The 13,485-nt window shown below is 68.1% G+C and carries 11 protein-coding genes; 2 read left to right on the forward strand and 9 right to left on the reverse strand.

All coding sequences use genetic code 11. The features are described from left to right. Positions 1–5: 5 nt before the first annotated feature. Together OG718_RS17245 and OG718_RS17250 are read right to left on the reverse strand one after the other, a co-directional pair. A complete protein-coding gene (locus OG718_RS17245) occupies positions 6–665 on the reverse strand; it encodes a histidine phosphatase family protein (protein WP_143638109.1) in 660 nt (219 codons plus the stop codon). Positions 666–747: 82 nt separating this feature from the next. Next, positions 748–1,353, reverse strand: a complete 606-nt coding sequence (locus OG718_RS17250) for a YdbC family protein (protein ID WP_143638107.1) — start codon at positions 1,351–1,353, stop codon at positions 748–750. Positions 1,354–1,507: 154 nt separating this feature from the next. Between OG718_RS17250 and OG718_RS17255 the strand changes: the two genes are divergently transcribed. After that, positions 1,508–2,041, forward strand: a complete 534-nt coding sequence (locus tag OG718_RS17255; RefSeq protein ID WP_306937316.1) for a TerD family protein — start codon at positions 1,508–1,510, stop codon at positions 2,039–2,041. Between the two features lie 87 nt (positions 2,042–2,128). Here OG718_RS17255 and OG718_RS17260 read toward each other — a convergent pair whose 3' ends face one another. From OG718_RS17260 to nrdR, 6 genes are all read right to left on the reverse strand, one after another. After that, positions 2,129–4,453, reverse strand: coding sequence for an XRE family transcriptional regulator (locus tag OG718_RS17260; protein WP_328842800.1), 2,325 nt, complete (start codon positions 4,451–4,453; stop codon positions 2,129–2,131). Further along, positions 4,450–4,776 carry a helix-turn-helix domain-containing protein gene (locus OG718_RS17265; RefSeq protein WP_328842801.1) on the reverse strand — a complete coding sequence of 109 codons (327 nt, stop codon included), beginning with the start codon at positions 4,774–4,776 and terminating at the stop codon, positions 4,450–4,452. Before OG718_RS17265 ends, OG718_RS17260 begins: the two co-directional genes overlap by 4 nt. Further along, the gene (locus tag OG718_RS17270) at positions 4,773–5,888 is read right to left on the reverse strand and encodes a tyrosine-type recombinase/integrase (RefSeq protein ID WP_328842802.1); all 1,116 of its coding nucleotides are present in this window, start codon (positions 5,886–5,888) and stop codon (positions 4,773–4,775) included. The genes OG718_RS17265 and OG718_RS17270 overlap by 4 nt, the downstream gene beginning before the upstream one ends. A 110-nt stretch (positions 5,889–5,998) precedes the next feature. Then, entirely contained in the window at positions 5,999–6,142 is a 144-nt protein-coding gene (locus tag OG718_RS17275; RefSeq protein WP_328842803.1) for a hypothetical protein, read from the reverse strand. A gap of 320 nt (positions 6,143–6,462) precedes the next feature. Beyond that, on the reverse strand, positions 6,463–9,357 hold the full coding sequence (locus tag OG718_RS17280) for a vitamin B12-dependent ribonucleotide reductase (RefSeq protein ID WP_328844545.1): 2,895 nt from the start codon (positions 9,355–9,357) through the stop codon (positions 6,463–6,465). Between the two features lie 148 nt (positions 9,358–9,505). Further along, entirely contained in the window at positions 9,506–10,057 is a 552-nt protein-coding gene (gene nrdR / locus OG718_RS17285; protein WP_143638101.1) for a transcriptional regulator NrdR, read from the reverse strand. A gap of 520 nt (positions 10,058–10,577) precedes the next feature. On the opposite strand from nrdR, the gene lexA reads away from it, so the two are divergent. After that, complete coding sequence (gene lexA, locus OG718_RS17290; protein WP_055617269.1) at positions 10,578–11,357, forward strand: transcriptional repressor LexA; 780 nt, start codon at positions 10,578–10,580, stop codon at positions 11,355–11,357. 116 nt (positions 11,358–11,473) lie between these two features. Here the strand turns inward: lexA and OG718_RS17295 are convergent, their stop codons facing one another. Beyond that, positions 11,474–13,477: an ATP-dependent DNA helicase gene (locus OG718_RS17295; RefSeq protein WP_143638099.1), complete on the reverse strand. Its 2,004-nt coding sequence runs from the start codon at positions 13,475–13,477 to the stop codon at positions 11,474–11,476. Between the last annotated feature and the right edge of the window lie 8 nt (positions 13,478–13,485).

A 13,485-nucleotide genomic window follows, 5' to 3' on the forward strand; every position in this document is an offset into this window, starting at 1 on the left:
CCACTCTATCCGGTGACTCCGTACGGCTCCGGATCACGCCAGCGTTCGAAGGGACGGTCAAGCGTGTACTTGCCGTCCTCCCCCAGAACAAGCATGCGCACTTCCGCGTTCCCCGGGTTCGCCAGCGACTCGAATTCCGCGACCGTCCAGTGGAACCAGCGCATGCAGAACAGCCGCATGGCGAGGCCGTGGGTCACGAGGAGCACGTTCGGCGGGTGATCGGGGGCCTCGAAACTCCGGAAAAGACTCTCCAGGAAGCCGCCGACCCGGTCGTACACATCGGCACCGGACTCACCCTGCGCGAAGCGGTAGAAGAAATGCCCGTACGCGTCGCGGTACGCCTTCTGCAGCCGTACGTCGTCCCGGTCCTGCCAGTTTCCCCAGTCCTGTTCGCGCAGCCGCGGCTCCTCGCGTACGCGTACCTTTTCGGGGTCGAGGTGGAAGGCCCGGAAGGTCTCGTGCGTGCGGCGGTACGGGGAGACGTAAACGCTTACGCGCTCGTCGCCGAGGACCTCGCGGATCCGTGTGCCCGTCTCCTCCGCCTGCCGCCACCCCTTCTCGGTGAGCGCCAGGGCGTGGTCGGGTTCACGTTCGTACACCGAGTCATCGGCATTGCCCACCGACTCGCCGTGCCGGACAAGGACGATGCGCCGTGGACGTGCCATACCGGAACCCTAGATCGAGTTGCGCCCGATCGAGCACTCGTACGGCCTCCATACGGCACAGGTCACATAAATCGCGGCCGTCTCAGACCGTCCAGGACGGTTCCAACTGGACGATGTCGCCCGTGAGCGCCACGACGTCCGCCTCGAGCTGGGCCCGCAGGGCGAGCCGCTCCACACGCTCGGCCCGGTATTTTCCGTGCTCGGCGGCCGACTGCCACATGGAGAGGACCAGGAACTCGTGGCCGGGCGCCTCGCCGAAGAGGCCCCTCACCATGCCGGGCGAGCCGGCCATCGCCGGGTTCCACACCTTCTCCTGCATCAGCGCGAAGTGCTCGGCGCGCTCCTCGTGGACGCGACAGTGCGCCACCCGGACCAGATCGGTCTCTGTGAAGCGCGGCTCGAAGCCGGTCTTCACGTCGAAGCGGTGATCGAACAGTTTGCTCTGCGCGTCCTTGAAGGTGCCCGACTGGGCTGTTGCCAGCCGGTCATGGGAGCGCGCCATGAAGGAGTCGTAGAAGGCACGGCTCTCCCAGAAGGCGAAGATGTGGGCCACTCCGGGCCTTCCCCGGCTCCAGCCCCCGCCCTGCCCCCGGAAACCCGGCTCCCCCAGAAGTCCCGCCCATTTCCGCTGCCCCCGTTCAAAACCGCGGCGGTCCACCACGGTGCAGCGAATCCACTTGACCAGCACCGCGCCATCGTACGGCCCAGGAACGTGGCGTCGGTCACGCTCGGGTGGACTGCGGCCGCCCGTGCGCCCCCATGCGCGTGGCACGATGGGCAACACGCCTCACCTGCCAGGCAGTTGAGGCGACCGTTGCAGGGGGACCACGAGGGGAGAACCGGTGAACGGCCTCAACAAAGGCATCAACAAGGTCGAGATCTCGGTGAAATGGGATCCCAGTCCCGCCGGCGAACCGGCCACCGATCTCGACATCGTCGCCGCCACCTACCTCGCGACCGACACACACAAAAACCCTGACTACGTAGTGCACTTCGACAGCCGCTCACCGGACGGCACCATCTATCTCAACCGGGACAGCAAGGACGGCAAGGGCTTCGGCTGGGACGAGGTGATGACCCTCGAGCTCACCCGCCTCGACAAGCGGTACGCGCGCGTGGTCGTCGGCGTCGCCATCCAGCAGCGCACCGGGCGGTCCACCTTCGTCAGCGTGCACAACCCGGGCCTGCGGATCCGCGAGGGCTACAACGTCCTGGCCGAGGGCGATTTCGGCAGCGTCCTGGGGTCGACGGCCACCACGGTCGCGGACTTCGTACGCGACGACTCCGGAGAGTGGACGTTCCAGTCGGACATCCGCGGCTTCGACGCCGACCCGGCGACCTTCGCAAGGATCATGGGCAGCCCCCAGGAGTCCTGACCCGCGACGCACTCATGCACGCCGAAGGGGCGGTACGGCCGATGGCCGTACCGCCCCTCACGGTTTGTGGATACTGGCGCAGGCCACTTATTCCTGCGGTGCCGTATTCCTCTCCATCTGAAGGTCCGCAGCGCGGGCGGCGAGGTAGCTGGCCCAGGAGGTCTTGGCGAACCCTGCCCAGCGGACTGCGGTGTTGGGGTGGAGGCCGAGGATGCTCGCGAGGACTGGTGCGGGCAGGTCACCGAAGAGCGCGACCAGGGCCGCGCTTCGGGCCGGCCTGGTGTCGATGCCGTGCGCGAGGAGTTTCGAACTGAGGCCGGTCTGAGAGGTGGGGCGGCCGGGGACGAGGCCGGGGAAGAGCCATGGCTCGCCCCGGGTGGTGCGGGTGAGCGCGGCCCGGGTGTGGGGTGCTTCCGCCAGCTGGTGGAGAATTCTGGCGAGTCGGGGCGGCAGCAGAACCGGGTGCCGGTCGACGGTGAGGTAGCTATTGCCGTCGCGGCTGGTGAGCTGGGTCGCGGTGAGGTGCCGGACGTGGGACGCGTGCAGGCCGAACAGAAGGATCAGTGCGCCTGCGGCCCGCGTATCCAGAGCCATCGTGGAGTCGGTCAAGCACCGTTTCAGCAGCTGCCAGCGACCGTCTTCGTCCATCAGCCGACTGGGCTGCTGACGCGGAATGGAAGGGACCGTGAGTTTGCCGGTGAGGCCGCGGCCAGCGGTCCAGGACAGGAAGTATCGGATCGCGTAGGTGCGTGTGTTGCCTGCGTCCAGCCAGCGGTCGAGGTGGTCATGCCGAAGTCCGCCCAGGTCAAGGCCATGCTCGTCTAGCCAGGCGAGGAACTCCAGGGCCACTAGGACCCGGGTTCGGAGGAAGGAGCCCGGCTCCGCCGGGCGGCGGCGCTGGGCGGCGCGTCGTCGAGCTCGTCGCAGCAGGTGCCAGTGCGCGTAGGGGCGGACCAGCTGGATGTGGCCGGCGGGGCGGTCGGCGAGGACCGTGTCCAGCCAGGCGGGGATGCGGTCGAGTTCCTCGTCTCGCTCTGGGAGGGCGCCGAGGTGCACGAGGGTGTGGCGGACGTAGTGCAGGTGTCGGCTGAGAGGGAGCTGATCGAGCCGTTGGTGGGTGATCGGTTCTCCGGAGGCGGCCAGGGTGGCGAAGAGGGCGGCGTTCGGGCTGTGCTTGAGCCAGTGCAGGATGCCGCGGGGACGCTCGGCCAGGGCGAGCGTGTCTCGCAGCGACTGTAGAGGTGCTGGGATGTTCCCGGCGGGGCCTGCCAGCAGTTGCTGAAGGCGGTCGGTGAGCACACAGCGGGCGCATTGGGCGTCGGCGTAGGTTCTGCCGCCGAGCCCGCAGGTGCGGCAGGTGTAGTCGAAGGCGGTGCCCGAGCAGGCTCCGCAGATGCCGGTGCCGTCCTCAGCGACGCCGATCAGCGGCTGGTGGCGGCCGCAGCCGGTGCAGGTCGCGGGCGCGTCGAGCACGACGGTGTAGCAGGTCGAGCAGACCGGGCCGATCGGCCAACGGGTGTGGACTCGGCGAGTCCGTCCGCAGCGGCAGCACTCCCGGGTGGCCCCCGGGCGGCAGCTCCGGCAGGTCCAGGCGCCGTCCGTCCCGCGGTGGCAGGGGCGGACTCTCACACAGACGGAGCAGGTCATGGCCGGCCCACTGTGGCAGTCCTCGCAGATGTCCGGCCGTGAGCGAGTGGCCCGACGAGCGATGGGTCGGACTTGTCCGCAGCGGCCGCATTCCCGGACCGGCTTCTGCTGGCGGTGGTGGCAGGACGCGCAGAGCGGCCCGCCCGAGCATTTCGACTTGGCTGGTCCAACGGTGCCGCAGCTCACGCAGGTGTGTTGGGGAGCTTCCCAGCAGGAGACGCAGAGCGGGGAGTTGTCCGGCCGACGGGTGACCGGCATGCGGAGTTGGCCGCAGGCGGCGCATTCCTCGATGACGTCCGCGTCGACGCGATAGCAGGAGTAGCAGATGAGGCCCTCAGCCCTGCGGGCGGCGAGCCGGGTGTCGGTTCGACCGCACCGGTCGCAGGTGCCCTTGCTGCTGCGGGCCGAGCAGTTGATGCAGAGGCGCCCGTTGGGGCCGAGCCGGGGGAGCTCCAGGTTGGATCTTCCGCAGTCGGTGCAGGCCGGTCGGACCACGGTTGTGTGTCCCGCAGTGTGCAATACCTTGGCGAGGCGGACGACGACAGGCGGGCAGTGGGCTTCGCCGGAGGTCAGGGCCTTGGGGTGGTCGGCGAGGTGCTGGTCGAGGTCGCGGAGCGGGATGCCCTTTGCGGCGTGTGCCTCGGCGACGGCCTGGCCTGCCTGTGCCCGGTCCAGGTCGGGCAGCGAGGCGGTGAGCGCGGTGATCACGCGATCCAGGGCGGCCTGTCGCTGTTCGGCTCGCCACCGGTCGCGAGCCTTGGTCATAGTCCCTCGGGGCGGCGGATCGTGGTCCGGCGGGCGGCCGGCAGCGGCCGGAGAGGTGCTTCGTCTGCGGTCTTGCGGATCTCCTCGTTGACGACGCGGACTTCGATGAGGTCACCGGGCTGGCAGCCAAGGATGTCGCAGAGCGCCGCGAGGGTGTCCATCGAAAGCCGTTGCGGGGTCTGGGTGACCAGGCGGAATACCTGCTCCCGGGACAGGGCGACGCCTCGCTCTGCGAGCGGGCCGACCAGGTCAGTGGTCTGGAACATTTGCCGGGTGGCCATGATCTGCCGCAGGTGCCACTGGTAGCCCATCTTCTTGATCACGTCTCGTCGTCCTCCCAGAGCTCGGCGTGCCGTTCCTTCAACATCCGCTGGAGCAGCCGGTTGCGGTAGTCGTCCGAGACGCCGGTGTAGATCGCGGTGGTGCTGGCGTAGGCATGGCCGACCTGGTCTTGGACGAACCGCTCGGGGTAGCCGAACTCGACGAGGTGCGTGACGTAGCTGTGCCGGAGTCCGTGCAAGTCAAGTTCTTCGGGCAGGTCCGCCGCCTTGCGGGCGGTCTCGAAGGCTTCGTCCAGGCGGCGGGCGGACATCCGGCCGCGGCGTTCGGTGATCCAGAGCGCGGGGTGTTTTCCCGGGGTGAAGGCCGGGCGGACCTCGTCCAAGTACTGGTCGAGGAGGTCGGCGATCCAGTCCAGTTCGGGGACGGTCAAGACGGTGCGTCGTTTGGGCGGGCCGCCCTTGGACGCCTTCCCATAACGGACGAACAGGCCGCCGAACCGGCCGTACTGCGACATCTTCGGGTTCCGCCGCAGGTCTGCCAGGTCGAGACCGCAAGCTTCCTGGCGGCGCAGTCCGTAGGCGTAGACGGTCTTGAGGAGGATGGCGTCCCGAAGGGCGGCGAGGGATCCCTTGCGGCGCCGGGCCCGGATCTCGTCGACCCGTGCATCGGCCGCATCGAACAGGGCCTGGACCTCGTCGTAGGTCAGTGGGCGTCGGCTGGCATCGCCCTCGTACTCACTGCTGTGGGTAATCGTGTTCCACTCATGCAGGATTTGTGCGGGTGCCTGACCGAACCGGTCCAGGCAGCGCAGCGGCCATCCGTAGCGTGAATCAGTGACGTACTCGCAGAACATCCGCAGGGCGTTCTGGTAGTTCCGGCCGGTGGAGACAGCAAACTTCTTCCGCCGCGACCTCAGGTGGTCGATGAACGCCTCAACCTCGGCGGACTCCCACTGCCAGGGGTACTGGTTGGTGAACTCGGCGAACCTCCGCACCACTGACAGCCGCGGCTTGATCGTCCCGTCTTCGTCCAGGAAACGGGTCCTCTGCTGCCGGGCCCAGCCGTCCAGCATCGCCTCGAAGACGGCCGGCTCCGGTTCCAGATGCACAACCCCGTCGGCCAGCACCAAGTGCGCGGCCCCTGGCAGATCCACCCCTCGACTCACGATGCATCTAACGCAACATCGTTGAATCGGTTACGCCAGAGCCTCCGACCAGGGGAAATGGGCTGGCCGCCCCAGGTGTAGGCCCGGGGCGGCCAGAATCACTTCTTCTTCTTGGTCGACGGCGTCTGGGCCAGCGCGCTGGCCGCCGCCGACTTCTCGGCCTTGGTCGACTTCGGGTCAGCCAGCACCTTGCTGGCGTTGGAAGCCGCCTTCTTGCCTGTCTGCTTCGGGTTCTTAGCCACGATGATCACTCCTTCCTGGTTGCATTTGAAATCGCATCCAGGACGTGATGTCATGCAGGTTCTCACACCGCGCAGGACACAACGTTCCTGTCTGCAACGATCGCCCGGCCTCCTACAAGGCTGGGCTTTCGTCATTCCGGAGGCTTTCACCACCAGAACGTTCTATTGGTGCCTCTCGGGCACCATGCGGGGCTGGTCGTGGTGCACCAACCGTCGGAGGGAGGGGCGTCAGCCAAGGGCTGACGCCCCTCCCTTTCACAGATCACGGCTTCTAGGTGCGGTTACGTCGGGTGTTGCATTCGACGCAATTCCGCCCGGTATCAGCTGCAGCCGCTGGTCGAGCCGCAGCCCTCGCAGATGTAGCAGGAACCGGCCCGCTGCATCTTCGTGCCGCAGGAGAAGCACAGGGGGGCGTCCGCCTGGATGCCCAGCTGCATCTCCACCAGCTCGGCGCTGGTGTGGGCCTGCTGCGGGGCGGGCTTGGCGGCCTCGACCTCGGCCTTCGGCGTGGCGACGGCCTTCAGCTCCTGCGCGCGGGGCGCGGACTGGGCGAGACCCTCGACGTCCAGCTCGTCGTCGGTCGGCTCGTACGAGCCCGTCTCCAGGTGGCGCTGACGCTCGTCGGCGGAGTGGATGCCGAGCGCGGAGCGCGTCTCGAAGGGCAGGAAGTCGAGCGCCAGGCGGCGGAAGATGTAGTCGACGATCGACTGCGCCATCCGCACGTCCGGGTCGTCCGTCATACCGGCCGGCTCGAAGCGCATGTTGGTGAACTTCGAGACGTACGTCTCCAGGGGCACGCCGTACTGCAGGCCCACGGAGACGGCGATCGAGAAGGCGTCCATCATGCCCGCGAGGGTGGAGCCCTGCTTGGACATCTTCAGGAAGACCTCGCCGAGACCGTCGTCCGGGTAGGAGTTGGCGGTCATGTAGCCCTCGGCGCCGCCCACCGTGAAGGAGGTGGTGATGCCGGGACGTCCCTTGGGGAGGCGCTTGCGGACCGGGCGGTACTCGACGACCTTCTCGACCGCGGTACGGATGGTCTCCTCGGCCTTGGCGGTGACCTCGGCCTTCTCCTTGTCCTTGGTCTTCGCCGAGAGGGGCTGGCCGACCTTGCAGTTGTCGCGGTAGATCGCGAGCGCCTTGACGCCCATCTTCCACGCCTCGAAGTAGACCTCTTCGACGTCCTCGACGGTCGCCGTCTCCGGCAGGTTGACCGTCTTGGAGAGCGCGCCGGAGATCCACGGCTGGATCGCGGCCATCATGCGGACGTGGCCCATCGCGGAGATGGAGCGCTCGCCCATGGCGCAGTCGAAGACCTCGTAGTGCTCGTGCTTGAGACCCGGGGCGTCGACGACATTGCCGTGATCGGCGATGTGGGCGACGATCGCCTCGATCTGCTCCTCCTGGTAACCCAGGCGGCGCAGGGCCTGCGGGACGGTGCCGTTGACGATCTGCATCGAGCCGCCGCCGACCAGCTTCTTGAACTTGACCAGCGCGAGGTCGGGCTCAAGACCGGTGGTGTCGCAGGACATCGCGAGACCGATGGTGCCGGTCGGGGCGATGACCGAGGCCTGCGCGTTGCGGAATCCGTTCTTCTCACCGAGGCGCAGCACGTCCTGCCAGGCCTCCGTGGCGGCGGCCCAGACCGGCGAGTCCAGGTCGTCCACGCGCACGGCCACGGCGTTGGCGTCGGAGTGCTGCTTCATGACGCGCTGGTGCGGCTGCGCGTTGCGGGCGTAGCCGTCGTACGGGCCGACGACCGCGGCGAGTTCGGCGGAGCGCTTGTACGAGGTGCCGGTCATCAGCGAGGTGATGGCGCCGGCGAGGGAGCGGCCGCCGTCGGAGTCGTACGCGTGGCCGGTCGCCATCAGGAGGGCGCCGAGGTTGGCGTAGCCGATGCCCAACTGGCGGAAGGCGCGGGTGTTCTCGCCGATCTTCTGCGTCGGGAAGTCAGCGAAGCAGATGGAGATGTCCATCGCGGTGATGACCAGCTCGACGACCTGCGAGAAGCGCTCGACCTCGAAGGACTGGTGGCCGAGGCCGTCGTCCTTCAGGAACTTCATCAGGTTCAGCGAGGCGAGGTTGCAGGACGTGTTGTCCAGGTGCATGTACTCGCTGCACGGGTTCGAGCCGTTGATCCGGCCGGACTCCGGGCACGTGTGCCAGGCGTTGATGGTGTCGTCGTACTGGATGCCGGGGTCGGCACAGGCCCAGGCCGCCTCGGCCATCTTGCGGAAGAGCTCCTTGGCGTCGACCTCCTCGATGACCTCACCGGTCATGCGGGCGCGCAGGCCGAACTTGTCGCCGTTCTCCACGGCCTTCATGAACTCGTCGTTCACGCGGACCGAGTTGTTGGCGTTCTGGTACTGGACGGACGTGATGTCGTCGCCGCCCAGGTCCATGTCGAAGCCCGCGTCACGCAGGGCGCGGATCTTCTCCTCTTCCTTCACCTTGGTCTCGATGAAGCCCTCGATGTCGGGGTGGTCGACGTCGAGGATGACCATCTTGGCCGCGCGGCGGGTGGCGCCGCCCGACTTGATCGTTCCTGCGGAGGCGTCGGCACCGCGCATGAAGGAGACGGGACCCGAGGCGTTGCCGCCCGAGGAGAGCAGTTCCTTGGAGGAACGGATCCGGGAGAGGTTCAGGCCGGCGCCCGAGCCGCCCTTGAAGATCATGCCCTCTTCCTTGTACCAGTCGAGGATCGACTCCATGGAGTCGTCGACGGCCAGGATGAAGCAGGCGGAGACCTGCTGGGGCTGGGGCGTGCCGACGTTGAACCACACCGGGCTGTTGAAGCTGAAGATCTGGTGCAGGAGGGCGTAGGCCAACTCGTGCTCGAAGATCTCGGCGTCGGCGGGCGAGGCGAAGTACTTGTTGTCCTCGCCGGCCTTCCGGTACGTCTTCACGATGCGGTCGATGAGCTGCTTGAGGCTCACCTCACGCTGCGGGGTACCCACAGCGCCGCGGAAGTACTTACTGGTGACGATGTTGACCGCGTTCACCGCCCACTCGGCGGGGAACTCGACGCCACGCTGCTCGAAATTGACCGAGCCGTCGCGCCAGTTGGTCATGACGACGTCACGGCTCGCCCACTCGACCTCGTCGTACGGGTGCACACCCGGGGTCGTGTGGATCCGCTCGATGCGCAGTCCCTTGTTCGCCTTCGTCCCCTTGGCTCGGGAACTCCGTGCCGGACCGCTCGCCGTCTCTGTCATGCCGCCTCCCTGTATCGGGCTAAAACGCCCAGAAGTGCCTCGTTCTTCCCGTGGCACGGTGTGTGTCTGAATGCCGCGAGCCACGCGTACGCGTCCGCTCGCAACAGGTCTGTGGTCGCCGCCGTCCGGGCCGGTCCGGCCCCTCTCGTCAGTCGGCGGCGCTGGCGGGCACGGGGACTTCGACAGTCCCCCCGGACCCGCGGTCGATTCCCTGGCATCCCTCGCCCGCGTCTTCGTCGACCGCGGCGGGGGGCTGCGTCTCTTCCCTGAGTTCAGTGATGGCGGCCTCGAAGTCCTCCAGCGAGTCGAACGCCCGGTACACGGACGCGAAGCGCAGATAGGCGACGAGGTCGAGCTCCTGCAAGGGGCCGAGTATGGCCAGTCCCACGTCGTGGGTGGTCAGTTCGGCGCTTCCGGTGGCACGCACCGCCTCCTCGACCCGCTGGCCGAGCTGAGCGAGCGCGTCCTCCGTGACAGGCCTTCCCTGGCACGCCTTGCGCACGCCGTTGATGACCTTGGTACGACTGAAGGGCTCGGTGACTCCGGACCGCTTGACCACCATGAGCGAGCACGTCTCCACGGTCGTGAAACGACGGGAGCAGTCCGGACACTGGCGGCGCCTGCGGATCGACGTACCGTCGTCCGTCGTACGGCTGTCGACGACACGGCTGTCGGGGTGCCTGCAGAAGGGGCAGTGCATCTGACTCCAACCCTCCTTCACAAGCACGACTCAATAGCCTCGTCAGGGCCCTTGGGCCCCTCGAAGCAGCCCCAGCATAGGCGATGACCATGGGTCCGGAAGACCGGGGGACCACAACTTCTGGGCTGCTGCTGCAATCCAACCACTAGATGTGGTGATTGGCTCGTAAATTCACACCCGGCGCGCGTGTCGCGCCCGTATTGGCATGTGCCGCACGGCCATACCCGTGAGAGGCGTACGGGGATACGGTGGGCGCCACGGGGACAGGGGGCCGGTTCCCGACCGACGGAACACCTGGTGGCAGACTGGCCCTCGCCCCGCTCCGGCCCACAAGGCCATCGCCCCGGCGGTGAAGAGTACAGCAATGAGCGCTTTTGTCCGCCCGGTGCAGCGTTAGCCATACACCCAGATACGTGATCGCGTCAGGCCATCCACACTTTTTCACTCGAACGTGTGTTTGGCGCAACCTTTCGAAAGCAACTACCGTTGTCCAGCAGGGAGACGAACGAGAGGGGCCGACGTGACCACCACCGCAGACAGTGCCACCATCACTGCCCAGGACCGCTCCCAGGGCCGATTTGAGCCGGTGCATGCCATGAATGAAGTGAACCAGGAGGGGCCCAAGCCCACACGCTCCCTGCCGGGCCGACCTCCAGGTATCCGGGCGGACAGCTCCGGACTCACCGACCGGCAGCGCCGGGTGATCGAGGTCATCAGGGACTCCGTGCAACGGCGCGGATACCCGCCGTCGATGCGGGAGATCGGACAGGCCGTCGGCCTGTCCAGCACCTCCTCGGTCGCACACCAGCTGATGGCACTGGAGCGCAAGGGCTTCCTGCGCCGCGACCCGCACCGACCGCGGGCCTACGAGGTCCGGGGGTCCGACCAGTCCACCGCGCAGCCCACCGACACGGCGGGCAAACCGGCCGCGTCGTACGTCCCACTGGTCGGCCGCATCGCCGCCGGTGGCCCGATCCTCGCCGAGGAGTCGGTCGAGGACGTGTTCCCGCTGCCCCGGCAGCTGGTGGGTGACGGCGAGTTGTTCGTCCTGAAGGTCGTCGGAGACTCGATGATCGAGGCCGCGATCTGTGACGGAGACTGGGTGACGGTCCGCCGCCAGCCGGTCGCGGAGAACGGCGACATCGTGGCGGCCATGCTGGACGGCGAGGCCACGGTCAAGCGCTTCAAGCGCGAGGACGGCCACGTGTGGCTGCTCCCGCACAACTCCGCGTACCAGCCGATCCCCGGCGACGAGGCGACCATCCTCGGCAAGGTCGTGGCGGTGCTGCGGCGGATCTGACTCCGCCCCTGACCGGGCCCCGGGACCCCTGCGCCGGTTCCGGGGCCCTGTGCTGTCCCCACTTGCGCATGTTTGTAGCCTGCCCCCGGCTGAGGCCGGGGGCAGGCTACTGACGTCTATGCCTCTTCCGCCGTCGCCTCTTCGGTGTTCTGTTCCGCCTTCTTCGCCACCTCGTCGATGGCGGCCAGCGACCTGCGCACCTGATTACGGTCCGTCGTGAACCAGAAGTCGGGCAGTGACGCCTTCAGATAGCTGCCGTAGCGCGCCGTGGCGAGCCGCTGGTCCAGCACGGCGACCACACCGCGGTCCCCCGTCGCCCGTACGAGACGGCCGGCGCCCTGGGCCATCAACAGGGCCGCGTGGGTGGCCGCGACCGCCATGAAGCCGTTGCCCCCGGCGTCCTCGACCGCCTTCTGGCGGGCGCTCATCAGCGGGTCGTCGGGGCGGGGGAAGGGGATCTTGTCCATGACGACCAGCTGGCAGCTGGCGCCCGGGACGTCCACGCCCTGCCAGAGCGAGAGCGTGCCGAAGAGGCAGGTCTTCGGGTCCGCCGCGAAGTTCTTGATCAGCTCGCCGAGGGTCTCCTCACCCTGGAGCAGGATGGGGAACTCCGGGATGCGGGAGCGCAGTTCCTCCGCGGCGAGCTGGGCTGCCCGCATCGAGGAGAACAGGCCGAGCGTGCGGCCGCCGGCGGCCTGGATCAGCTCGGTGAGTTCGTCGAGCATGTCCCCGCGGTCGCTGTCACGCGCGGGCCGCGCGAGGTGCTTCGCGACGTACAGGATGCCCTGCTTGCCGTAGTCGAAGGGCGAACCGACGTCGATGCCCTTCCAGGGCGGGATGTCCTCGCCCTCGATGCCTTCCGGGGCCAGGCCCAGTGAGGCACCCACGCCGTTGAAGTCGCCGCCGAGCTTGAGCGTGGCCGAGGCCAGGACGACGGAGCGGTCCGTGAAGAGCTTCTCGCGCAGCAGGCCCGACACGGACATCGGGGCGACCCGCAGGGAGGCGCCGAAGCGGTCGTGGCGCTCGTACCAGACGACGTCCCACTCCGAGCCGTTCGTGATCCGCTCCGCCACGTCGTGGACCGACTCCACGGAGGCGAGGGCCTGTTTGCGGACCGCGTCCTCGTCGCCGACGGACTTGTCGCGGGTCGCGCCGATCGCCGAGATGACCGTACGCGCGGCGTCCCGCAGGGCCATCAGCGCGTAGCCGAGATCCTCGGGGACCTCTTCCAGGCGGCCGGGCAGAGCGAGCTCCATCAGGCGCTCGAAGCCCTCGGCGGCTGTCTGGAGCTGGTCGGCCGCCTTCTCGTTCACGAGCTTCGAGACGCGGCGCACGGCGCGGTTGACCTGGCCCGGGGTGAGCTCGCCGGTCGCGACTCCGGTGACGCGGGAGACCAGCTCGTGCGCCTCGTCCACGATCAGCACCTCGTGCTGCGGGAGGACCGGGGCGCCTTCGATGGCATCGATCGCGAGGAGGGCGTGGTTGGTGACGACGACCTCGGCGAGCTTGGCGCGCTCGCGGGCCATCTCGGCGAAGCACTCCGCTCCATAGGCGCACTTGGAGGCGCCGAGGCACTCCCTGGAGGACACCGAGATCTGTGACCAGGCACGGTCCGAGACACCGGGGGTGAGGTCGTCGCGGTCGCCCGTCTCGGTCTCGTCCGCCCAGTCCCGCATCCGCAGCAGGTCCTGGCCCAGCTTGCTGGTGGGCGCGGCCGCCTCGAACTGGTCGAAGAGGCCCTCCTCCTCGTCCTGCGGGACGCCTTCATGGAGGCGGTGCAGGCACATGTAGTTGGATCGGCCCTTGAGCATCGCGAACTCGGGGCGGCGGCGCAGCAGCGGATGCAGCGCGTCCACCGTGCGCGGCAGGTCCCGCTCCACGAGCTGCCGCTGGAGCGCGAGGGTGGCCGTCGCCACGACGACCCGCTCACCGTGCGCGAGCGCGGGCACGAGGTAGCCGAGCGACTTTCCGGTGCCCGTGCCGGCCTGGACCAGCAGATGGGAGCCGTCGTCGATGGCCTGCTCGACGGCTTCGGCCATGGTCACCTGGCCAGGGCGCTCCGTACCGCCGACGGCTGTGACGGCGGCATGCAGGAGTTCGGGGAGTGAGGGCTCTGTCATAGCCCGAC

Origin of the sequence: Streptomyces sp. NBC_00258 (genome assembly GCF_036182465.1) — a bacterium.
Taxonomy (GTDB): Bacteria; Actinomycetota; Actinomycetes; order Streptomycetales; family Streptomycetaceae; genus Streptomyces.